The sequence below is a fragment of the Photobacterium kishitanii genome (assembly GCF_000613045.3).
Classification (GTDB): domain Bacteria; phylum Pseudomonadota; class Gammaproteobacteria; order Enterobacterales; family Vibrionaceae; genus Photobacterium; species Photobacterium kishitanii.
In genome coordinates this window covers 702,895-724,663 of sequence record NZ_LN794353.1, presented here as the reverse complement: position 1 = coordinate 724,663, position 21,769 = coordinate 702,895, and the positions used below count along the sequence as shown (strand labels likewise).

At 35.2% G+C, this 21,769-nt stretch carries 22 protein-coding genes and 1 tRNA gene; 16 read left to right on the top strand and 7 right to left on the bottom strand.

Features of this window, described 5'->3' with window-relative positions; all coding sequences use genetic code 11:
- Nucleotides 1-9 precede the first annotated feature (9 nt).
- Nucleotides 10-915, bottom strand: a complete 906-nt coding sequence (locus tag PPBDW_RS18540; protein ID WP_036791344.1) for a LysR family transcriptional regulator — start codon at nucleotides 913-915, stop codon at nucleotides 10-12.
- A 132-nt stretch (nucleotides 916-1,047) separates the two neighbouring features.
- Between PPBDW_RS18540 and PPBDW_RS18535 the strand changes: the two genes are divergently transcribed.
- From PPBDW_RS18535 to PPBDW_RS18505, 7 genes are all read left to right on the top strand, one after another.
- Complete coding sequence (locus tag PPBDW_RS18535; RefSeq protein ID WP_036791341.1) at nucleotides 1,048-3,885, top strand: FAD-binding and (Fe-S)-binding domain-containing protein; 2,838 nt, start codon at nucleotides 1,048-1,050, stop codon at nucleotides 3,883-3,885.
- 531 nt (nucleotides 3,886-4,416) lie between these two features.
- Nucleotides 4,417-5,463 carry an HlyD family secretion protein gene (locus PPBDW_RS18530; protein WP_054262181.1) on the top strand — a complete coding sequence of 349 codons (1,047 nt, stop codon included), beginning with the start codon at nucleotides 4,417-4,419 and terminating at the stop codon, nucleotides 5,461-5,463.
- Complete coding sequence (locus PPBDW_RS18525) at nucleotides 5,463-6,983, top strand: DHA2 family efflux MFS transporter permease subunit (protein WP_054262180.1); 1,521 nt, start codon at nucleotides 5,463-5,465, stop codon at nucleotides 6,981-6,983. Before PPBDW_RS18530 ends, PPBDW_RS18525 begins: the two co-directional genes overlap by 1 nt.
- Before the next feature lie 229 nt (nucleotides 6,984-7,212).
- Nucleotides 7,213-7,303, top strand: a tRNA-Ser gene (locus PPBDW_RS18520).
- Between the two features lie 507 nt (nucleotides 7,304-7,810).
- The gene (locus tag PPBDW_RS18515; protein WP_054262179.1) at nucleotides 7,811-9,214 is read left to right on the top strand and encodes a radical SAM protein; all 1,404 of its coding nucleotides are present in this window, start codon (nucleotides 7,811-7,813) and stop codon (nucleotides 9,212-9,214) included.
- Nucleotides 9,215-9,536: 322 nt separating this feature from the next.
- Nucleotides 9,537-9,749: a transcription antiterminator/RNA stability regulator CspE gene (gene cspE, locus PPBDW_RS18510; RefSeq protein ID WP_036791338.1), complete on the top strand. Its 213-nt coding sequence runs from the start codon at nucleotides 9,537-9,539 to the stop codon at nucleotides 9,747-9,749.
- Nucleotides 9,750-10,064: 315 nt separating this feature from the next.
- Nucleotides 10,065-10,280 (top strand): hypothetical protein, encoded by a 216-nt coding sequence (locus PPBDW_RS18505; protein WP_036791335.1) that lies wholly within the window; start codon nucleotides 10,065-10,067, stop codon nucleotides 10,278-10,280.
- 368 nt (nucleotides 10,281-10,648) lie between these two features.
- On the opposite strand, the gene PPBDW_RS18500 is transcribed toward PPBDW_RS18505, so the two are convergent.
- On the bottom strand, nucleotides 10,649-11,203 hold the full coding sequence (locus PPBDW_RS18500; RefSeq protein WP_036791330.1) for a YbhB/YbcL family Raf kinase inhibitor-like protein: 555 nt from the start codon (nucleotides 11,201-11,203) through the stop codon (nucleotides 10,649-10,651).
- A 161-nt stretch (nucleotides 11,204-11,364) separates the two neighbouring features.
- Here PPBDW_RS18500 and PPBDW_RS18495 point away from each other — a divergent pair, with 161 nt between their 5' ends.
- Nucleotides 11,365-12,276: a LysR family transcriptional regulator gene (locus PPBDW_RS18495; RefSeq protein WP_054262178.1), complete on the top strand. Its 912-nt coding sequence runs from the start codon at nucleotides 11,365-11,367 to the stop codon at nucleotides 12,274-12,276.
- 36 nt (nucleotides 12,277-12,312) lie between these two features.
- Here PPBDW_RS18495 and PPBDW_RS18490 read toward each other — a convergent pair whose 3' ends face one another.
- Both PPBDW_RS18490 and PPBDW_RS18485 read right to left on the bottom strand, forming a co-directional pair.
- Nucleotides 12,313-12,465 (bottom strand): hypothetical protein, encoded by a 153-nt coding sequence (locus PPBDW_RS18490; protein WP_155521668.1) that lies wholly within the window; start codon nucleotides 12,463-12,465, stop codon nucleotides 12,313-12,315.
- On the bottom strand, nucleotides 12,465-12,857 hold the full coding sequence (locus tag PPBDW_RS18485) for a hypothetical protein (protein ID WP_054262177.1): 393 nt from the start codon (nucleotides 12,855-12,857) through the stop codon (nucleotides 12,465-12,467). The genes PPBDW_RS18490 and PPBDW_RS18485 overlap by 1 nt, the downstream gene beginning before the upstream one ends.
- Before the next feature lie 234 nt (nucleotides 12,858-13,091).
- Here PPBDW_RS18485 and rpoS point away from each other — a divergent pair, with 234 nt between their 5' ends.
- From rpoS to PPBDW_RS18470, 3 genes are all read left to right on the top strand, one after another.
- Nucleotides 13,092-13,946 carry an RNA polymerase sigma factor RpoS gene (rpoS, locus tag PPBDW_RS18480; protein WP_054262176.1) on the top strand — a complete coding sequence of 285 codons (855 nt, stop codon included), beginning with the start codon at nucleotides 13,092-13,094 and terminating at the stop codon, nucleotides 13,944-13,946.
- A gap of 182 nt (nucleotides 13,947-14,128) precedes the next feature.
- On the top strand, nucleotides 14,129-14,635 hold the full coding sequence (locus tag PPBDW_RS18475) for a hypothetical protein (RefSeq protein WP_036791329.1): 507 nt from the start codon (nucleotides 14,129-14,131) through the stop codon (nucleotides 14,633-14,635).
- A 370-nt stretch (nucleotides 14,636-15,005) separates the two neighbouring features.
- Nucleotides 15,006-15,575, top strand: coding sequence for a hypothetical protein (locus PPBDW_RS18470; protein WP_036791324.1), 570 nt, complete (start codon nucleotides 15,006-15,008; stop codon nucleotides 15,573-15,575).
- A gap of 108 nt (nucleotides 15,576-15,683) precedes the next feature.
- On the opposite strand, the gene PPBDW_RS18465 is transcribed toward PPBDW_RS18470, so the two are convergent.
- On the bottom strand, nucleotides 15,684-16,085 hold the full coding sequence (locus PPBDW_RS18465) for an H-NS family histone-like protein (RefSeq protein WP_036791321.1): 402 nt from the start codon (nucleotides 16,083-16,085) through the stop codon (nucleotides 15,684-15,686).
- A 603-nt stretch (nucleotides 16,086-16,688) separates the two neighbouring features.
- On the opposite strand from PPBDW_RS18465, the gene PPBDW_RS18460 reads away from it, so the two are divergent.
- Nucleotides 16,689-18,611 carry a BCCT family transporter gene (locus tag PPBDW_RS18460; protein ID WP_036791318.1) on the top strand — a complete coding sequence of 641 codons (1,923 nt, stop codon included), beginning with the start codon at nucleotides 16,689-16,691 and terminating at the stop codon, nucleotides 18,609-18,611.
- An 88-nt stretch (nucleotides 18,612-18,699) separates the two neighbouring features.
- Here the strand turns inward: PPBDW_RS18460 and PPBDW_RS18455 are convergent, their stop codons facing one another.
- On the bottom strand, nucleotides 18,700-19,338 hold the full coding sequence (locus tag PPBDW_RS18455) for a helix-turn-helix domain-containing protein (protein WP_054262175.1): 639 nt from the start codon (nucleotides 19,336-19,338) through the stop codon (nucleotides 18,700-18,702).
- A gap of 409 nt (nucleotides 19,339-19,747) precedes the next feature.
- Nucleotides 19,748-19,996: an Ogr/Delta-like zinc finger protein gene (locus tag PPBDW_RS18450; protein WP_036792931.1), complete on the bottom strand. Its 249-nt coding sequence runs from the start codon at nucleotides 19,994-19,996 to the stop codon at nucleotides 19,748-19,750.
- A 458-nt stretch (nucleotides 19,997-20,454) separates the two neighbouring features.
- Here PPBDW_RS18450 and PPBDW_RS18445 point away from each other — a divergent pair, with 458 nt between their 5' ends.
- The 4 genes from PPBDW_RS18445 to lysC are packed head-to-tail and all read left to right on the top strand — an operon-like array spanning nucleotide 20,455 to nucleotide 21,757.
- A complete protein-coding gene (locus tag PPBDW_RS18445) occupies nucleotides 20,455-20,658 on the top strand; it encodes a hypothetical protein (RefSeq protein ID WP_036791315.1) in 204 nt (67 codons plus the stop codon).
- Nucleotides 20,651-21,220: a lysozyme gene (locus PPBDW_RS18440; protein WP_036791313.1), complete on the top strand. Its 570-nt coding sequence runs from the start codon at nucleotides 20,651-20,653 to the stop codon at nucleotides 21,218-21,220. Before PPBDW_RS18445 ends, PPBDW_RS18440 begins: the two co-directional genes overlap by 8 nt.
- 11 nt (nucleotides 21,221-21,231) lie before the next feature.
- Nucleotides 21,232-21,549 carry a hypothetical protein gene (locus tag PPBDW_RS18435; protein ID WP_036791310.1) on the top strand — a complete coding sequence of 106 codons (318 nt, stop codon included), beginning with the start codon at nucleotides 21,232-21,234 and terminating at the stop codon, nucleotides 21,547-21,549.
- Nucleotides 21,518-21,757: an Rz1-like lysis system protein LysC gene (lysC, locus tag PPBDW_RS18430; RefSeq protein WP_036791308.1), complete on the top strand. Its 240-nt coding sequence runs from the start codon at nucleotides 21,518-21,520 to the stop codon at nucleotides 21,755-21,757. Before PPBDW_RS18435 ends, lysC begins: the two co-directional genes overlap by 32 nt.
- Nucleotides 21,758-21,769: the final 12 nt, after the last annotated feature.

Sequence of the window (21,769 nt, the reverse complement as noted above, 5' to 3'; positions counted from 1 at the left end):
AATAAGAGCTTACTTAAATTGATCTTGGTGGCGCTGATAATAATAATACAAGTGCTCAATAAATAATTTCACCTTGGTGGGTTGTTGTTTGGTATAAGGATATACCGCATAAATACCTAATGATTTAGCGACATAAGTGGGTAGTACTTCGATTAACGCACCTTGAGCTAAATCTTGGGAAACTAATATTTTAGGGACGTAAACTAAGCCTTGGCCATGTAATGCTGCCCCCCGCAGTGCTGAGGCGTTGTTGGTTGTAAAATTGCCATGAACATGAATGGTATGTGTGCCAAATTTATCGTTGACGAGCCAAGCATTAGCCCCTGTTTCTTGATAGCTATAGCCAAGGCAGTTATGGCTACTTAATTGTTCCGTATCAAGAGGTGTACCATGTTTGGCGAGATAGCTTGGTGCACCACATATAACCCAACGAGCTTCAACTAATTGCCGCGCAATAAAGCTCGAGTCAGGCATAGCACCAGTACGAATAGCTAAATCAAATCCCTCTTGAACTAAATCAACAAACCGATTATCTAGATCCATTTCAATGTGAATATCGGGATATTTCTCACTAAAAGCGGCAATCGCCTCTGGCAGAATAAGTGCACCAGAGATAGTGGGAACTGTTAGGCGAATACTACCCGTTAAACTTTCACCTAAACCACTCATCGCGTCATTGGCATTTTGAACCGCGTTATACACTTCTCTTGCATGGTGATAAAACACTTCGCCAGCTTCTGTAAGCGTTAATTTGCGAGTGGTTCGATAAATGAGTTGTACTCCTAATGCTTTTTCTAAGCCGGTTATGCGTTTACTGACGACGGATTTAGTTAGGCCGATATGCTCTGCCGCTTTACAGAATGATCCTGTTTCGATCAGATGATAGAACAGTAATAAATTTTTAGTGGTTTGCATTAGTATAGTTTTTGCAACACAGATGTGAATTAATCAATATATATCAACTATACCTATAGCAGTAAAATTATTCATCCTTTATTAAAATGTTAAGCATAATGCCTATGCTTAAAAAGATTACATGGAGCAATGATGGAGCCTGCTTATATGGATTTGATAGAGCAATTACGTCAGCAAATTGATGAAAAAAGAATTATTACCGATCCGACTTTAACCTTGGCTTACGGTACTGATGCGAGTTTTTACCGTTTGTTACCGCAATTAGTTCTACAGCTGGATACACTTGACGAAGTTATTTTTGCAATTAAAACCTGTTATGAACGTCAAATTCCAGTGACTTTTCGTGCAGCTGGTACGAGCCTTTCTGGCCAAGCACAATCCGATTCTGTCTTAATTACATTAACGCGGCGTTGGCGTGATTATAAGGTGCTTAATGATGGTGCTCAAATTTGGTTACAACCCGGCATTATTGGAGCGGAAGCAAACACGATTCTAGCGCCATTCGGACGTAAAATTGGTCCCGATCCTGGTTCTATCAATAGTTGTAAAATTGGTGGTATTGTCGCTAATAATGCGTCAGGTATGTGTTGCGGTACTTCTCAGAATAGCTATCGAACTATTGCAGGTATGACAGTGGTGTTAGCTGATGGTACTTTGCTTAACACACTCGATATTGACAGTGTTGCTGCATTTAAAAAAACGCATGCGAAGATGATTTCAGAGTTGATGCTGTTGGTGAGTGAGTGCCAAGGGAGCCGTGCATTAGCAGATAAGATCCGCCATAAATATCGTTTAAAGAATACCACGGGTTACAGTTTAAATTCATTGGTGGATTTTGATGATCCTATCGATGTTCTACAACACTTATTCATTGGATCTGAAGGGACATTAGGCTTTATTGCCGATGTAACTTATAACACTGTAATTAATCATGCCTTTAAAGCATCTGGACTGTTTGTTTTTGCTGATATAGAACAAACATGTTTAGCTGTAAGCCAATTAAGTAAAACCCGTGTCGCTGCGGTGGAATTAATGGATAGCCGCTCGTTAGCATCCGTTGCGGAAAAACCAGGCATGCCTGCTTTTATTGCGCAATTAGGAGCTGCTGGCAATACGGAAGCAGCGGCGTTATTAATTGAAATTCATGCTGAAGACGAACACGATTTAGGGCGTCAAGCAGAAGGGTTACAACAAATTATTAATGTGTTTGCACCGATTGAGCAAGTGAACTTTAGTCGAGATGCTACCGTTTGCGATCAATTGTGGGGAATACGAAAAGAGCTCTTCCCTGCGGTGGGTGCAGTACGTGAAAGTGGTACTACCGTTATTATTGAAGATGTTGCATTTCCGATTGAGCAATTAGCGCCAGCAGTACGCGATCTACAAACATTATTTATTCAATTTAACTATACTGAAGCGATTATTTTTGGTCATGCTTTAGCGGGTAATTTGCATTTTGTCTTTACTCAAGCATTTGATACTCAGCTTGAAATAGAGCGTTATAGTGCATTTATGGATGCGGTTGCGCAGCTTGTGGCAGTTGATTACCAAGGTTCGTTAAAAGCAGAGCATGGTACTGGTCGCAATATGGCACCATTTATTGAACTTGAGTGGGGTCATGACGGTTATCTGCTTATGCTTGCGATTAAAGGTATTTTTGATACTCGAGGTATATTAAACCCAGGTGTCATTATCAATGCAGATAAACACGCTCATATTAAAAACTTGAAAGCAATGCCAGTGGCCGATGAGCTTATTGATAAATGTGTCGAATGTGGTTTTTGTGAGCCAGTGTGTCCATCGCGTAATTTATCGTTAACCCCACGTCAACGTAACACTGTCTTCCGTGAAATATCTCGCTTGCGCCGTAGTAATGAAGATCCTACTCGTCTCGCTTCGATGGAAAAAACCTACCGTTACTATGGATTAGATACTTGTGCTGCGACAGGTCTTTGTGCTGAACGTTGTCCTGTTGGTATCAATACTGGTGATTTAGTGCGTAAGTTACGTCAAAATCATACGGAAAAAGCTAAGAAAATTGCCTCATGGACAGGAGAGCATTTTGCAACGGTTACAGCTTCTGCAAAAGCGGGGTTAACTGTAGCGAGTAAAATGCATAAAGTCTTGGGCACTAATCGAATGCGTAAGCTAACGCAAAAAGCTTACCAACTTTCAGGGCATAAAATACCGCAATGGACACCACATATGCCTTTACCTGCCGCTAAAATAATTACGCCAGTTATTAGTGGTATAACAAAAGAGCGAGTGGTGTATTTTCCGAGTTGTTCTGCTCGAAATATGGGGGTTGAAGCACAGGCACAAGATAATCGTCCATTGGCTGAAGTGACGATTTCGTTACTTGAGAAAGCAGGGTACGAGGTGGTATTACCTGCAGGCTTAAATAATCTTTGTTGTGGTATGCCTTATACCAGTAAAGGATTTCCTGAAACGGCTCAAGCAAAAGCAAAGCAGCTTGAGCAAGAATTATGGTTATCTTCTCACCAAGGACACTATCCAATATTGATGGATACCAGTCCATGTTCAAGCACGAGTAAACAGCATTTACGCAAAGATCTTACTATTTATGAACCATTCAAATTTGTTGCTGATTTTGTATTGCCAAGATTAGAAATCACACCTCAGCAAGCGCCTGTGATGTTGCATATTACCTGTACATCACGCCGCCAAGGTTTGGCATCAGTTATCGAGAGAGTAACAAAATCTTGTGCACAGCATGTGATTATTCCTGATGACATTACCTGTTGTGGGTTTGCTGGTGATAAAGGATTTACTAAACCTGAACTTAACGCGAGTGCGTTAGCACCGTTAAAATCCCAAGTACCTGAAAATTGTAGTGAAGGTTATTCTAATAGCCGCACTTGTGAGATTGGTCTATCAGAGCATAGTGGCATTGAATATCGTTCAATATTATATTTAGTAGATAAGGTGAGCCACCGACATAATGGTTAATGGTTTATTTACCCAAAAATAAGTATTTGTTATCTTCGCAAAGCCCCATATATAAAGGGGCTTTGGTGTTTATATCTGCTTAGATAGTGTCGTTATATATAAAAATTATATTTATAAATAAGACCACTAACAGATTTTTAATATTCAAGTCAAATCTAAAAGTGATTATTAAGTTTTTATATTTAAAGTAAAAGAATAAAAAGAACTAAACTTATCTAATCATGGCTATATTAGTGAGGTAAAATTGCTAAATTAATGCTTTTACTCTAATTCGTATAGTTAAGACTTCAAAATAAGTGATCATTTGGCATGTTTGTGCAGCGAGTCACAAATTTATGAACTTGAAAGCCTTGGGTTGCAGGATTATTATTTCCAAGCTTTAGTTGTTGTACTTATGTTTATAACAATACAGTTGCACTGTTATTAATGTGTATACGTATTAATTATGAGAAGGCAAACACTTTTTAGCCAAAATAATCCCTATCACCTAGACTCAAATTTAGCTAACTATTAGCTAAATAGGATAAATTCATGGCAACGACAGATACGGCTCAAATAGAACCGTCAAATCCAGAAAAAAAATCAAATCATTTTCGTAATTTCATCATTTTTGCTGTTATTGCTGCTGGTTTAGGTACCGCAGGATATTTTTATACTCGCCATCAAAAATTATACCCAAGTACCGATGATGCTTATATTCATGCCAACATTCTGTATGTTGCACCACAAATTAGTGGCAAGGTACTCAGTGTTAATGTTGAAAATTATCAACATGTCGCTGAAGGGGATTTACTCGTTAAGATTGATCCTGCACCTTATGAAATTCAGTTAGAACAAGCTAAAGCGGCTTATGAAGTTGCAAGTCAGCAAAATAAAGCAACCGATGATGCTATTCTAGCGGCGAGCGCCAATGTGCGTGCTGCTGACGCTAATCTTGTTGATGTTCAAAAAACATATCATCGAGTAATGGATTTAGTAAATCGTAAATTATTGCCTTTACAACAAGGTGATGATGTAAAAGCTAAGTTAGCAAGCGCTCAAACTACCCTTGAAGCGGCACGTGCAAAAATGTCGCAATTGATTAATCAACAAGGTGCTAAAGGCGACGAGGCTCCTCAGGTTAAGCAAGCGGCCGCGGCATTAAGCCAAGCAACATTAAATCTATCGTATACGAATATTTACGCTCCATATGATGGTGAACTAGGCAAAGTCAGCGTTCGTCCTGGTAGTGTTGTATCTCCAGGTTTGGCGATGATGCCATTAATTGAAGATAACACCGCATGGTTACAAGCAAACTATAAAGAGAAAGATATCGGCTTATTGAAAGTAGGTATGACAGCTAAGGTCGTCTTAGATATGTATCCTGATGTGACTTATCAAGCTCAAGTTGAAGCCCTTTCTCCTGCAAGTGGTTCGTCTTTCTCATTATTACCACCAGAAAATGCAACAGGTAACTGGGTAAAAGTACCTCAACGTTTCCCTGTGCGTGTTAAATTTACAGATTTGAAAGGTAAGCCATTACTTCGTGTTGGTGCGAGTGCTGACGTTACTATTGATACACAATCAGAGACTAACTAATGAGTCAGTCAGTAACTCCAGCTAACCGCACATGGATCACCTTAGCCGTTATGTTATCAGCAATCATGGTATTGCTGGATATGACTATTGCCAACGTTGCACTACCGCATATGATGGGAGCACTAGGGGTTACATCTGAGCAGGTGACATGGGTACTTACTTCTTATTCGATGGCTGAAGCTATCTGTATACCACTTGCGAGTTATTTTGCGCTTAAATTTGGTGTGCGACGGTTATTAATCGTATCTGTGGTCGGCTTTATCATCACTTCTGCCTTGTGTGGTCAGGCTGATAGTCTTGCTGAAATGGTTACTTTTCGAATCATGCAAGGTGCTTTTGGTGCGTCAGTTATTCCGCTGGCACAGTCAACGATGGTACAGATTTACCCTGCTAATGAGCGCGGTAAAGCAATGGCATTATTCAGTGTCGGTATTCTACTTGGACCGATTTTAGGTCCAACGGTCGGTGGTATTATCACTGAGAATATGGATTGGCGTTGGATTTTTTATGTCAATGTACCGGTAGGGGCTTTGTGTCTTACTTTGGTTTATCTGTTTGTTAAGATCGATGGCAAAGGTGAATCAAAATTAGATTGGCCGTTAGTTATCGGTATGACAGTAGGTATTGGCCTATTACAAATGGTGCTTGATAGAGGTAATGAAGAAGGATGGTTTGAGTCTAACTTTATTCTATTTTCATTGATCATCAGTGCTATTGCCTGGGTATTCTTTATTGTGCGTTCATGGCGAACGAAAGGGGATATCGCACCAATGTGGCTACTAAAAGATCGAAATCTTGCTGTGTCATGTTTGATCATGGCCGGCTTTTCGATGGGGCTGTTTGGTATTACACAGCTACAGCCGATGATGTTGGAGCAATTATTACATTATCCAGTAGAAACGACAGGATTTGTAATGGCGCCGCGAGGATTAACATCAGCGATTGTGTTGCTAGTGATGGCACAATATATGGATCGATTAGATCCAAGAATGCTGGTGGCGGTTGGACTTGGATTTAGTATCTTTGGTACCTATCTAATGATGCTTTATTCAATGGAGATTAATTTATATTGGGTACTAATACCGTCAATCATTCAAGGAATGGGGATGGGATTAGTTTTTGCGCCGTTAAGTCAAATGGCATATCGCACTCTAGAGGCCAAATATGCGGTTGGTGGTGCGGTGATGTATAACCTTTGTCGAACCATTGGTAGTTCATTTGGTATCTCAATTGTAAATACTTACTTCAGTCGTACCCAGCAGCGTGAATGGCATGCGTTAGGGGCTGATATAACTGCGACTAATCCAATATTGCAGCAGCAGGCAATGCAGCATCATACCACGGTTACTGATCCTCATTTTATCGCTCAAGTGAGTGCATTATTGCATCAGCAATCGACGTTATTAGCGTTTGTGTATACTTTTGGCTTTTTAATGTTTTCTTATGTTGCCTTATTGCCTTTATTAGCTTTGTATAAGTTTAAGAAGAAAGCGCCAGCTGCTACGGTAGGCTTTCATTAAAGATGGTTAGTATTGCTGATCAGAAATAAATAAAAGGTAGAGTATTCTACCTTTGTTATTATTCATCTATTAGTGCTGTGTTGTTGGTTACTTTATTAGCATTAACTTGATTACTAACTATACGTTATTGTTGTTATGTTTTCTTTTTGATTAAAAATATACCTGTTAGTGATGTTATATTCTATTTTATGTTTACAGGGTTATGAGTACTGGTTATTATATTTGCCATGGAGAGATGGCTGAGTGGTTGAAAGCACCGGTCTTGAAAACCGGCATACGTTTATAGCGTATCTAGGGTTCAAATCCCTATCTCTCCGCCACTTTTGAAGCCTCGTCTTATATGACGGGGCTTTTTTGTAAGCTCTATTTATTTCATCCCTATCGTTAAATTATTTTTATCATTATTATCTATTTTGAATATTTTGTAGATGTTGTGTCATTATTGTAAATTAAATGAATAACAATTATCTAGAAGGTATTTTTTCGATTCAAAATTTATTGCTAGTGAGAGTAAAAATAAGCAATGTATTTTTATCGATATTTAATCGAGCATATTATAAACACTGCCAAATTAAGCAGTTATTTTGATGATAGTCAGTAATCGTTGCTATTTGTGGTACGTAATAAAATACACTGAATTGTTAAATTGAAATATTATTTATTTAACAGTTGGTTATGATGTTTTTTTTACATTAAATAAGGAAAAATTGATCTAGATATTAGTTTTCCTTTTGTGTCTTAATTTGAGTATTTTTTGGTTGAAGTTCTATATAAAGCAAGGTGGTAGACGATTATATTACGGGTAAATAATTAATGAGGATAATAAAATGGAACCCGTAATCAAAAATAAATATACAATTAGTCACACAGTGAATGCTTTATTATCTCCGCTTATTTCATCTCTAGTAAATAATCTTAGTTCGAAAGCTTTTGGTACATTATTTAAAACAGCCTCTAGATTTGCTGATGAAGAAAATAAGCCTGGTTTATTAGAAGCAGCACAGATGTGTTCAGAGGAAGATCCTCAAGTATTAGGTTGGTTACGTGCATTAAAAAAACTATCACCAAATTGCCGTAAGAAATTGATTCAAAATTTAATTATTAATCATGGCGTACTAGGTGCAAAAGAAAGAGAGCAAAATAAAGAAAAATATGGAACAAATATTCCTTTCTTAGTGCTGTTGTCTCCAACTTATCAATGTAATCTTGAATGCGTTGGTTGTTATTCCATGCTTTATGGTAATGAGTATCATTTTACTAAAGATGAGATGTATAACATCCTTACCCAATTTTATAATTTAGGGATTAGATTTTTTACTTTTACTGGCGGTGAACCTTTTGTATATAAATACATGTATGAGATCTTTGAGGACTTCAATGATTGTTATTTCATGATTTATACCAATGGTACGTTATTAAAAGAAAATAAAGTTAAAAAGCTCGCTGAGTTGGGTAATGTTGCAATTACTATCTCAATTGAAGGTGGTGAAGAATATACCGATTGGCGCCGCGGAGAAGGCGTCTTCCAAAAAACCTGTGAGACGCGAAAATTACTGAAACAGTATGGTGTTCTTACTGGTGCTTCATTGATGGCTACATCTGAAAATCATGCTGAGATTATGAGTGATGAGTTCTGGAATTTCTTGGTTGATGAAAATGTAGAGTATGTTTGGACATTCCAATATATGCCGACGGGAGCTGATGCTAACTTTGATTTGGTTCCTACACCTAAACAGCGATATGAGCGTTTCCATAAACTTGAGGTAATGCGTAAAGGAGGCACATTTGCTTTCTTAGCTGACTTCTGGAACCACGGTTTCCTTGTTAACGGTTGTATGTCTGGCGGTTCTAATTATCTGCATATTAATGCTAAAGGTGGCGCAGAACCTTGCGTGTTTCAACCGTATGCGGCTGATAATGTACGCGATAAACCAATCATTGATATTCTTCGTTCTAAATTCTTTGAAGGATACAAGAAAGATATACCTTTCAATGATAACTTAATGCAACCTTGTCCTATTATCGATAATCCAGAAGAATTCCGTAAGCATATTCAAGATGTTGGGGCTGTACCTCAATATGAAGGTGCGGATGGGTATCTGAAGTTTGGCGATCAACTTGATAGTCTTGCTAAAGAATGGGAAAAATATGCGATTAAGATTTGGGATGAAGAAGGATACGGTGATCAATATACTGCTGAGCATAAATGTTACACCTGTGGCGGTAAGTGATTGATTCATAATAAATAATAATTTGGTGTTATTGCTACACGATGATATCAAATCATATTTAATTTTTTATAATTTTTTCATGTGGATAGAATTATTTTTAATAAAAAACTTTACAGGTAATTCGTTTTATGTAAAAATTTAGACACTCTGTAGTTTAGAGTTATTAATTGAGTAATAAGTTAAAGAAAAACCCTTAGAAACATCTTCGTTATTGTTGTGTACACTAGTGTTTCCCTTCGCTTTGCATCATCATTATTAATAATTCAGGCTTCAGTTCATCGCATTTGCGATAATTTTAAAGAATTTATATAAGGGACACAAAATGTCTAACAAATCAACTGGTCTAGTAAAGTGGTTTAACGAAGAGAAAGGTTTTGGTTTTATTACTCAAGACAACGGCGGTGCTGACGTATTCGTTCACTTCCGTGCAATCGCTTCTGAAGGCTTCAAAACTCTTGCTGAAGGCCAGAAAGTGTCTTTTGAAGTAGAGCAAGGCCAAAAAGGTCTTCAAGCTGCAAACGTTGTAGCTCTATAATTTTATAGTTAATCTATAAAGTTAATATTGGCGTAAATAACATTGTTATTTGCGCCTTTATAGTTTCTACTCCTCCAAACTCCAAACTCCAAACTCCAAACTCCAAACTCCAAACTCCAAACTCCAAACTCCAAACTCCAAACTATTATCTTCCTCTAAGTTTCTTTTTACGTATTATCGTTATTATTTTTGAATTGTAGATTCAAATTAGAATTGAAGTAGCAATCTTATTTGCTATTTTTATTGAAATTAAGCAATTGCATTTTGTTAAATTCATGTTAATGTAATTAGAGCTGATTTATAAGAGGTAATTTAATGTTAGTAAGTTTTAATTTATTTAAAAATAATCTGCAGTGGCATGCGACATTACATCAGTTGAATAGTGATGTGTTATTACGACATATACTTATTCAAGGTGATGTCGATGATATAAATATTAGTTTTTCATATTGTGAAGATCTAGAAAAAGGTATGATCAAAAATAATGACAATGAAAGCATTGGCTGTTTTCAATTAATAACCAATAAATAAAAGGAGGGTGTTTAATTAAATTACATATTTTAATTAAATATCAGTCTATTAGTTAAATAGATTGAGCAGTATTATGATATTGCTTTTTTATTAATATTTAACTAACATTTGATGGATGTATATTTAGTCTATTTTCATGACGCTATAGTTACTGTAAGAATAAATTGTACTAGTGATATCTTTTTAAGCATTCAAAACCGTGATGAATAGTTATAGATACTCTTTTAAATCTATATGTATTGGTTGTAGATACCATTCCACATATATACATTAGTTATATATTATAATTAGCTAATCAGTGAGTCGTTATAAATAATATATTTTAGAGTAAAAGCCACTAGAGAAGTGGCTTCTATTAATAAAAAGCTTTATCGAGCATTTGTTGGTGCTACAAGGCGTGCTTTTCCAATTACATGAGCTAGGATGTTATAACCAGCTAATGCTGGTGATGCATTTTCAGGTAATTTTATATTTGCTGTGTTTAGTGCATAAACAGTAATTTGATAATTATGTGGTTTTGCATTTGGTGGTGGGCATGCTCCGCCAAAACCTTTAAAGCCAAAATCATTGGTTACCATGCTTGCACCTTTAGGTAATGCTTTACCACCAACAGCACCTGCGCCTTCTGCTAATGAGTGTACATTGGCTGGAATATTAATCACACTCCAATGCCACCAACCGCTGCCTGTTGGCGCATCAGGATCGTACATTGTTACTGCGAAACTTTTAGTTCCAGCAGGAACATCAGTCCAGCTTAGTTGTGGTGATTCATTCTTACCGGTACATCCCCATTGGTTAAATAGCTGTTGGTTATTTAATGTTTGCTCATTCGTAATATTTTGACTAGTTAATGTCATAGCAGCTTGTGACATAAAAGTGGGTAAAGCAAAAAGCATCGCCACAGCAATTGTTTTAATTTTCATTATTGCACCTATGGAAGAATAAGATCTTCATTATTTAAACGATCTATAATTATTAAGCATTAAGATGAAATCTCTTATGCTTATAATGTAGCATTAGTTACAATAGTTCAAACCAATAGAAATACAAGAATAGTTGAGAAAAAATAACTTAAGGACAAAATGTGAGATCATTGCCCCCATTAAAAGGTATTATTTATTTTGAAGCTTGTGCAAGGTTACAAAGTTTTAAATTAGCAGCTGAAGAATTATTTGTAACTCCAGGGGCTGTAAGTCATCAGATCCAGACTCTTGAGGGATTTATTGGTCAAAAATTGTTTATCCGTCAACACCGAGGAATTAAATTAACTAATGCTGGAATACGTTATTTTAATCGTATTGGTTTGATTTTAAAGGATTTAGAGCAAGCGACGACGGATATCGGCTTTGTTACAAAAACACAGAAAATGATGGTATCAATTCCACCTACGTTATTAAATAAGTGGTTATTACCAAGAATTAATTACCAATATTTAAGTGAAAATAGTATTTCTGTTGTTTTTATAGATACCATTGAAATATTGGATTTAAATAAAGAAAATATTGATATTTCAATACGTTACTGTATTGAGAAGCCGAGCGAAAAATATTGTAGGTTATTATTTCCAGAACAAATGATAGCGGTTTGTGCCCCTAATTATATTAATAAGTCTTTAATTAAATTCCCAGGTGAATTATTAGCAACCAGTACATTGATTGAAACGACAAATAGATTGATTCAATGGGATCTAATTTTAGCTAATAATAATGTAAAACCTCATCCAAATCAGAGCAAGGTCTATTTTCAAAATTCATTGCATGCGATTGAGGCTGCTATACAGGGGATTGGCATTGCCTTCGTTAATCGTATTTTTGTTGAATCATATATCCAACAAGGTGTACTTGTAGAGGCTATTGATATGGGGGAGATGCAAGATAAAATCCCTGGTTATTATTTAGTAAGTAATTATGAAAAAATGCAAAATCCATCAACTCAACTTCTTTATCAAGAAATTGAGTCGTATATTAGTGATGATATAGCAATAACCACTTTTTGATATGTTTCAATAGGCAAGATGTTGATTTAATATGAACTATTCAGCATGCATTGCTATATCTGTTATAGCATCATCATTTTCAATATCTTCAAGCAGTGATCTTAGTATTAAGATCGCTTGTTCTAGTGAGTATTCATTGTTACAAACTAAGGCCTGAATTTGCTGTTGGTAATCAGATAAATATCTCATTATTTATCCTTATAAACATCAGTTGTCAATTTAGTGCTGTATTTTTCACCCAGTAAACTATCGCGTGCTGCTGACCAAGCGTTTGCATAGCATAGCGCTAATTTTTCATTATCACTGCTAATGACAGGCCCTTTATCAAAGGCTGCTTTTTTATTGTTACACTGGGTGTTAATTGTTTTGTCGTAAATATCACCCTGATTAGTCAAATTGTAGACTTGTTCCTTGGCATTTTTTGCTGCCTGTTGTAAACAATTAATAAGCCCTTGCTCATCATAATTTTGATTTGTGATACATGATTGCGCAACAGTTGAGTTTGTTGCATTTGCGGCTGTTGAAAATAACGCGCCAATACTAACAGTCACTAAAAGTGTTTTTTTTAAAAAAGGAAGCATATAAATTTACTCTGTTATTTTTTAATTCTCAATTATCAAATAGTATACCCTAAGCATATTAAACGAGCATGGAAAATAATGATAAAGAGTATTTACAGTATTGCCAGTGATGGTTTTCAGTTAGGATGATATGCTGTTTAATTTATGTGATCATTTGTTGTGTAAAAGATAAAATATCTTTATTATTATAACTAATAAATAACAATTAGAACAATAAGTACTCAAGGATGATGTATGAAGGAAATAACATTTGAAAATGATGTGGTTCGTCTTTATTTAAATGATATATCGTTTAAGCCTCTACTAACAAAAACAGATGAGATTCTTTATAGCCGTAAATCATTATTAGGTGATGAAAGAGCTAAACGTGTTCTTATTGAATCTAACTTACGTCTTGTTGTTAGCTTAGCAAAAAAATATCGAGCGTCTGCTCTATCATTGAGTGATTTAATCGATGAAGGAAATATTGGTTTAATTACCGCAGTAGAAAAATTCGATCCTGAAAAAGGTTTTCGCTTTTCTACTTATGCATCATGGTGGATTAAGCAAACTATAGAGCGAGCGATCCATAATCAAAGTCGTACTATTCGATTACCAGTACATGTGTCAAAAGAAGTAAATACTATTTTGCGTGCTCATCGTGATTTAATGACTAAAAATAATAATGAGCCATCGCAAGAAGAGATTGCTGACTACTTAAAGCGTGATGTTAGTGAAGTTTCATTTTTAATGACAAATAATATGCATGTATTGTCATTTGATCAAACATTAAGTGAAGACGAAAATAATTCATTGTCGTATTTTGTTGCAGATGAAAATTCTAATTTAGATAAAGCATTAGAAGATAATGACATGCAAACTATCACGAAAAAAGTGTTGTCTAAATTAACAGAGCGTGATCGAGAAATTATTTGTCGCCGTTTTGGACTACAAGGCTATGAACCTCAGACATTACAAGAGGTTGCAGATGCTGTTGGATTGACACGTGAACGAATTCGTCAATTACAAATAAAAAACCTCACTCGACTAAAACGTTCTTTAGCCAATGATAACTATGATATGGAAATGTTGTTTTCAGCATCAGCATAAAATTATTTATATTAGAAAAGGGATGATGACTATCATCCTTTTTTTATATTTGTTATATGTGTATTGATCATAAATACACAGTAATGCTCCATATCTGCAGATTGCAGTTTGAGTTAAGAAGCATACTATAAAGTTATGAACATAGTGATGAAATTATTATTCATAATTTTAGGAGTATTGTTATGCCAATTACCGATGAAGCATGTGAACATTCAGAATTACTTAATGCATTAATCTCTCGACAATCATTATTATCTACTAATCGAATGCAATATATTGTTTATGCAGCTGCCTTAGCTTGTCAGAATAAGAATGTGTTGCAAATGATTCAGCACCTTGTTGGTGATGTAACTATCAATCAGCGCCAAGATATCCATCATGCAGTAGTAAGAATGGCTGCGACGAATGCTTACTATATGGCAATGCATAGTGTTGATTTGAATTGTAATGTTACTAATGCCATGCAGCTAGCACCATTAAAAGAGTTAGATGTTGAAGATAAAACGAGTTATTACTATGCTTGTATCGCTGCTTGTTTAGTTAATAAAGGTTATAGTTGTTTAAATAATCATATTACTTTATTACGGTCTTGCGATGAGTCTGATGATTCAATTAATATGGCATTAAGACTGACAGCTTCAGTGTTAACTATGTGCCAATCAAGTTTTAATAATGAATGCTTTAGTTAATTTAGTTTAGATATAAATGATGGTTTCAGATAGCAAAAAACCGCTAAATATTAGCGGTTTTTTATGAGGTGAAAGTGAAGGATTTGATCCTCCTGAGCGACTATAAACGCATACCTGTTTTCAATATTGGTATTTTTAACCACGTACTCACCTCTCTATAAGACGAAATAGTACGGTTAAATATTGCTATGTAATAGTATCAGTATTTAATCGCCCGAAGAATAATTAAATCAGCATTATACCTTGATGTGATAATATAAATTCATATGGTATTATCCACTTTGTTTTTAGTGTTATTCCACTTTATATATGGATATACGTTAAATATTAACATCAAAATTTATTATTATCACCATTAATAGTTAATGGTATGTTGAGAGATGTTGCTGTGATTGATCTATTAAAAGATATATTAGGATGGACATCTGTGGTGTTTTATATCTTAATTACTATATTTAACACGATGAAAGTTACCCGTTACGCGGCTTTTGCTTCTGCCACAAATGATACAATATGGTCAATATTGATGGGGTGGTGGCCGAAAGTTATTCTTAATTTATCGGTTACAGCAATTAATTTATACCGATATTTTAAAGACTTTACTCAAACAGCAAAGATAGTGATTCAATTGTTGGCAGCTGTGATGATTATAGGCATATCATATATAATTTATGTTGCAATTCATGCTTTTATCGCAGAGCCAACATTAGCTGTTGGATTACAGTTTGTTGATTTAGGCGTGATCGTGATCGCATTGTATATGACCGAATTGAAAAAATATCGCATATTGATGCTGCTTTCAGGCTTTGTGGGGATGGCTGGTTATTATGGTAATCCACAGATGATGATTATTAAAGCATTAGTCATTATAATTATGAGCTATAAACTATTTACAACTCGTAATGATACAGCAGAACAATTAGCCGCTGAAAATAAGTAAATTTATAAAATATTTAGTATCATTTTAATTTATTATTAATATAAAAACGCTCATTGATTAATACAATGAGCGTTTTTTATCTGCTCAATTACATAAATAATATGTAAATTAGATTTCGAAGCTAGCGAGTGCGTCGCCATTATCTAGTAATTGTTGCAGTGCTTTAGGTGTACGGCCTTGGCCTGTCCACGTTTTTTCATCGCCATTTTCATCAACAAATTTGTATTTAGCTGGGCGAGCTGCACGCTTTTTCTTTGTTTTTGGGCTATCGCCAATTAATGCGATTAATTCTTCAGGTGTAATACCTTCAGCTGCAAGCATATCGCGGTACTTCTGCAGTTTTGCTTCTTGTTCTTTATTTTCTGCTTTAGCTGCTTCTTCTTCCACGCGACGTTCTTCAACGACTTGAGTGAACTTCTGTAGACCTTCTTGTAGATCTTCAATAGACATTTCACGCGCTTGAGCTCTTAAAGAGCGTAGATTTAAAAGAGTTTCAATCATGTTATTAATTCTAAATAAAAGTAATTTAGTCTATTGTACTTAACTTTTATAATAAGACACTAAAAATAGTTACGATAGTTGTAACTAAATCTCATTTTTTCTTTTTAATTGTCATATTACTACTGTTTTTTATTTAAATGCTAAATAAAAGGAGAGTAATACTCGTATTATCATTCGTTAATTAACACTGGTGAAGAATGATATTGGTGAGTTTGAATTATTATTATCAAATTTGAACGATAATACTGTTAATCATATTAGGAAAATAAATAAGTATTTATTAGTCACAGATCACTAAAAATCCATATATTTAACTGCCGATATGGTACATGTTTAATACTTATTACTTAAAGGTGAGTTTATAGCTAGCATATAATTTTATAAGTATGGTACTTGTCGATTAATCTTATTTGTTTCTATTTGTAACAAAAACACCAGCTATCTGATTATTAATAGATCAGATAGTCGATATTTTATTAAATCATTGATTATTTAGTACGTTATGAAAATAATTCATCGTTACCATAACTGATATTATTTGTGTCTTTAGTGTTAAAAGAACATCATATATGTAACTTTTTCATGGATGATATATAGCAGTAAGGATATCGTTTGAGTACATTACGTAAAAATTTCGAATTAATTGATAAGCCTACATTCTTTGGGGCATTAGCAATGTTGATTTCGGTGGTTGTTCCACTTATTTTGTTCCCTAAAGAAGGTGCAGAATGGATTGCCGTCGCTAAAACCTTTATGACAGACAAACTAGGCTTTTTATATTTAGCGCTTGGTATGGCTGCTTTCTTTTTTATGATCTATATTGTTTTCTCTGATATTGGTCAAATTAAATTGGGCGATGCAGATGAAGAGCCTGAATTTAAAACTGCATCATGGGCTGCAATGCTTTTCTGTGGTGGTATCGGTGCGAGTATTTTGTACTGGGGTGCTATCGAGTGGGCTTATTATTATCAAAGTCCGCCATTTCAATTAGAGCCAGGTAGTGAAGAGGCTGTACGTTGGGCTGCAACTTATGGTGTATTCCACTGGGGTCCTATTGCATGGTGTATTTACCTTGTTCCAGCGGTGCCAATTGCTTATTTCTTTTACGTACGTAAACAGCCTGTATTGAAAGTATCTGCTGCATTAATGCCAGTAATTGGTGAAGCACGTAGTCATGGTTGGGTGGGTAAAGTTATTGATGTGTTGTTCATTTTTGGCTTGCTTGGTGGTGGTGCAACAACATTAGGTCTAGCTGCCCCGTTAATTACTGAAGGTGCACACTATTTATTTGGAACTCCTAAAAATACAGAAACACAAATTATAGTGCTACTTTTATGTACTTGTATCTTTGGTTACTCTGCTTATGCAGGTATGGAAAAAGGTATTAAGGTACTGAGTAACATTAACTTCTGGGGTGCATTGGGTTTACTTGCGTTCATTCTTGCAGTAGGTCCGACTATTTTCATGCTAGAAACAGGTCTGGATTCTCTAGGACGTATGCTTTCTAACTTCTTCATCATGGCAACATGGGCTGAACCTTTTGGTGGCTATGGTACATTTGAAGATACACATTTCCCACAAGACTGGACTATTTTTTATTGGGCATGGTGGTTAGTGTTTGCTCCAAGCATGGGCTTATTTATCGCACGTATTTCTCGTGGTCGTACAATTAAGCAAATGGTTACTGGCTCGATCTTCTTTGGTTCGATGGGTTGTTTCCTATTCTTTATGGTATTAGGTAACTACGGACTATCGCTACAATTATCAGGTGCACTTGATGTTGTGGGTATTTTGAATGCAGAAGGCGCGACGAAAGCTATCTTCTCTATTCTTGAGCAATTACCGTTCAGTACCGTGGTTATTGCAGTATTCACATTATTGTGTCTGATTTTTACAGCAACAACGTTCGACTCAATTTCATATATTCTTGCTTCTGTCGTTCAGAATGACGTTACAGAAGAGCCAATGCGTTGGAACCGTTTGTTCTGGGCATTTGCAATGTCGTTCATGCCATCAGTATTGATGTTTATGGGAGGCCTAGCAACACTACAAACGGCAGCAATCGTTGGTGGTTTACCGTTGTTATTCATCACTGTAATGTTAATGATTTCAGCTGTAAAAGCAGCATCACTAGATTTAAGTCACCAAAATGGTTACGAAGATCCAGTAATTAATATTGAAGAACTACCAGATGTTGATCCATGGTCAAAAGAAGGTATGGCACTAGCGAAGTTTGAGCAATTAAAAGATATTGCGATTGAGGCTGCTGATACTGAGCGTGATGCGCTAAATGCAATCTGGAAGATTAAGAAGAAAATTCGAGCAGAAGCATTAGCAAGTGGTGATAGTGGTGTTGATAGTGGTGATGTTCCTCAAGAATTAGCAGAAGAATTACACCGTTTAACAACAGAAGCGATGACAGCGAAAGAAGCTAAACTTGAAGCATCTGCATTAGCTCAGGAAGCACGAATAGTGTTTAATGATATAATGAAGCAGAAAGAAGAAATGCTAGAGCTTGAAGAACAAAAAGCATAATAGTAATAGGTTGATATAAAATGTTTAAAAAGGCGATCTTCGGATCGCCTTTTTATTGGTCTTTTATTAATAAAGTAATAATGACTATTTATACGTGATCAATCGAGAGAATGATTTTACCTATTATTTTAATGTCGTCTTGCGCAATAGCTATTGAAGATTGACCATAGTGCAATACGAGCTGATTAGCGGGTAATCGTTGAATATCATTAATCGACATTAAATTATCAATGCTAATAAGATAACTGCCGCTAATCGGTAAATTATCACTTTTATCAATGATTAAAGTTGTAGTGGATGTTTGTAATGCCATCAGAAGGAGGGGATCAATAGCCGCTTGTTTTAGTAATATTGGGTCAAAAGATAAAGCAGGAAGAGTGGTAAGTCGGCCTGACTTTAATTGGTAATAAGGCAATGTTAATACGCTTGATGTTACCTCTGTATCTGAGGTAACCATGTGCGGAAATGCCTCACCTTCATTTAGCAGTAGCCAACGCAGTGATACCCCTGTTGCAAGGTGGGAACGGATAGCTATTTCAAATGGTGTCGTTTCTCGAGAGTGCCATGTTGATACAGTGCCACGTGGAATATTAAAAATATCAGCAAGATCTTGATATTCATCAATGTCTAATACTGAACATAATTTTGATGTGACGGCTTTACCACCGAGATATTGGTAAGGAGAAAGAGTCGTAACATGAGATTTATGTGTCGAATTAGGTTTCATTTGGGACTATCAACCCTATCAAGGAAATGGAATAACAACAGATTAAGTATGTAATATAGTTACTAACACATGAGTGATGAATATATTTCATAATGTGATCGGTATGTGTTTTGTTGTAATTATACATTTACTTTATATATTGGTATGTAAATTTACTCATACTGGGTTAGTGATGAAACTTATAGCATATTATATCATTGCATTTTGTCATATTTGACTCGTTTACATAAAAAATATCGGTTTACTGAATTTACTTGTTAGAAATTATTGTTTTTTTTTAATGTAATAGTTAATCTTATACATCCTAAAAGTAATATTTCACCTCCTCCGTTTACAATTCATCCTCTTATAACGTGCAATTGATGTTATTTGTCTTTTTAAAGCGGAACGAATAACGTTCCGCATAAGTTTATATTGTTAGCATTTGATGAAGTTCTTTCACTTTTTCTGGTGGCATTGTTTTAACTAAAGCAATGACCAGTTCATTTACATTTTTTGCAGATGGACTAATGGTATGGCTAAAACCTAAAGACATCACAAAAGTATGTCCGCATTCAGGATCTGAACATGAACAATATAAATCAGCTGCTGCATTTGAAAACCAGTTTGTTTTATTGATACGTGCTTTTTCGCCACACTGAGTACAATGAATGCGCATTGCCATATGAATTACCTTTTTATATTGAAGGCAAAAATTTAAGAACCATTGATATAAATAATGTCATTACCCACAAAGAGCTAAATATTGTGAGCTTTTAGCCCGATATGAATAAGCTTAGATTTTTGCTTTTATGGGAAATGATAGGGTTACCTACCGCTATTAACCTCGATCTGCTGCATTTTAGTGAATGAGATGTCAGTTAATTGCTCGATTTTGTCATAAAAACACATCCAAAATATCAAACGGTAAACTGAAATTCGGATTCATTCGGTTTTTGACTCTTTCCCGATGATTTCATAACGACAATTGATGCATTAAGGATTCAAATGAATAATAATCACTGCATCAAGTAAAGCACTGGAGTAATCGGAAATATCAATATTGAGACTTACATCATTGAAGATAGATATTGGAGGAAAATCCCTATTTACTTCAGATAAACAAGGAATAACAAGATGTATGAGTTATTGGATTGGTTAGTAAATAAAGTGGTGTTCGTGGTTTTTGTTATTATCGGCCATTTTCAATTCATGACAATAGAAGCTTGGTCTTTAATTATTTCACTCGGTATTGGGATCTTGGCTTTATCGCTTAGTTATTGGCATAAGAAAGTTATGCAGCAAATAGCGCGAGAGAGAGGGATATTTATTCATGAGTAAAGTAAGACCAATTTTATGCTCAATTACTGCAGTGATAGCACTTCTTGGTGATGGTGGAGTAGGGAATAGTACATTACCAATAGGGAATGTTGTTATTGCTGGAGAAAACCAAGGAAAATTAAAATTAACCTATAAAGGATTAAAACTAATAGGAGACTATGAAGGGTGTCGGTTAGATACTTATCGTTGCCCTGCTGGCTATAAAACAAATGGTATTGGTAATATTCATAATATAACCACAGATATTATAGATAATGAACAAGTTGCAAGAGATTGGGTGTTAAATATTAAACAAGCTGAATCTTGTTTAAATAATGTTATTGGTAATAATGATATTACTCAAGGACAATATGATGCTTTAACATCATTTATCTTTAATACTGGTTGCAAACGTTTTCTAAAAAATAAAGATCTTACAGAAACTAAAATATCTACATATGTAAAATCTGGGAAACTACCGCAAGCTTGTCTGCAATTATCTCGCTGGGTGTATGGCGGAGGAAAAAAATTAAAAGGTTTGGTAAAAAGGCGGATGTCAGAATATTTACGGTGCATTGAATAGGATATGTACTCATGAGGTTATTATTATTATCAATTATTTTTGTTTTATTAGTGAAATCTGAGTATATGGATCGTGAGTTAAGCTCTCTAATTATAGATAGAGATAATATTCTGATGATTAATAAATCAAATACAGCAAGTTTAAAGCAATTAGTAGAGCAGAAAAACGAGAATAATGATTTATTACTGCAACGGGAGCAACGAAGAGTAAAGCAACAAGGAGAACTTATTGTTACTACAGAATCGTTACATAACCTATTGTATAAAGAAGAAAAATATCATAATCATTGGCCTGATGATGTTATTGATTGGCTGCAGCAACCATATTGAGCCAGCACGTGTAGAAATCATTACAATGTTGCCTGAGCCATGGCTGATCACTGCATGTAATAAACCCAAAATAATAGGAAGAACCCCGGCACAGACAATTGCTGAAGATCTCCCTCGACTAAAAAATGCATTATCTAATTGTGCAAAACAAGTTGATGATTATCTTCAATGGTATGAAAAACAAAAATTAAAAACAAAAAATAATTAATATAAATTTAGA

Bases quoted from the DNA above. Each gene is read 5' to 3' on its own strand.
- PPBDW_RS18470 (WP_036791324.1), top strand. From the start codon at position 15,006: ATGTTGAGAGATGTTGCTGTGATTGATCTATTAAAAGATATATTAGGA.
- PPBDW_RS18455 (WP_054262175.1), bottom strand. From the start codon at position 19,338: ATGAAACCTAATTCGACACATAAATCTCATGTTACGACTCTTTCTCCT.
- PPBDW_RS18505 (WP_036791335.1), top strand. From the start codon at position 10,065: ATGTTAGTAAGTTTTAATTTATTTAAAAATAATCTGCAGTGGCATGCG.
- PPBDW_RS18525 (WP_054262180.1), top strand. From the start codon at position 5,463: ATGAGTCAGTCAGTAACTCCAGCTAACCGCACATGGATCACCTTAGCC.
- PPBDW_RS18515 (WP_054262179.1), top strand. From the start codon at position 7,811: ATGGAACCCGTAATCAAAAATAAATATACAATTAGTCACACAGTGAAT.
- PPBDW_RS18450 (WP_036792931.1), bottom strand. From the start codon at position 19,996: ATGCGCATTCATTGTACTCAGTGTGGCGAAAAAGCACGTATCAATAAA.
- PPBDW_RS18530 (WP_054262181.1), top strand. From the start codon at position 4,417: ATGGCAACGACAGATACGGCTCAAATAGAACCGTCAAATCCAGAAAAA.
- PPBDW_RS18435 (WP_036791310.1), top strand. From the start codon at position 21,232: ATGAGGTTATTATTATTATCAATTATTTTTGTTTTATTAGTGAAATCT.
- PPBDW_RS18540 (WP_036791344.1), bottom strand. From the start codon at position 915: ATGCAAACCACTAAAAATTTATTACTGTTCTATCATCTGATCGAAACA.
- PPBDW_RS18500 (WP_036791330.1), bottom strand. From the start codon at position 11,203: ATGAAAATTAAAACAATTGCTGTGGCGATGCTTTTTGCTTTACCCACT.
- PPBDW_RS18490 (WP_155521668.1), bottom strand. From the start codon at position 12,465: ATGAGATATTTATCTGATTACCAACAGCAAATTCAGGCCTTAGTTTGT.
- PPBDW_RS18440 (WP_036791313.1), top strand. From the start codon at position 20,651: ATGAGTAAAGTAAGACCAATTTTATGCTCAATTACTGCAGTGATAGCA.
- PPBDW_RS18475 (WP_036791329.1), top strand. From the start codon at position 14,129: ATGCCAATTACCGATGAAGCATGTGAACATTCAGAATTACTTAATGCA.
- lysC (WP_036791308.1), top strand. From the start codon at position 21,518: ATGTTATTGATTGGCTGCAGCAACCATATTGAGCCAGCACGTGTAGAA.
- PPBDW_RS18535 (WP_036791341.1), top strand. From the start codon at position 1,048: ATGGAGCCTGCTTATATGGATTTGATAGAGCAATTACGTCAGCAAATT.
- PPBDW_RS18485 (WP_054262177.1), bottom strand. From the start codon at position 12,857: ATGCTTCCTTTTTTAAAAAAAACACTTTTAGTGACTGTTAGTATTGGC.
- cspE (WP_036791338.1), top strand. From the start codon at position 9,537: ATGTCTAACAAATCAACTGGTCTAGTAAAGTGGTTTAACGAAGAGAAA.
- rpoS (WP_054262176.1), top strand. From the start codon at position 13,092: ATGAAGGAAATAACATTTGAAAATGATGTGGTTCGTCTTTATTTAAAT.
- PPBDW_RS18445 (WP_036791315.1), top strand. From the start codon at position 20,455: ATGTATGAGTTATTGGATTGGTTAGTAAATAAAGTGGTGTTCGTGGTT.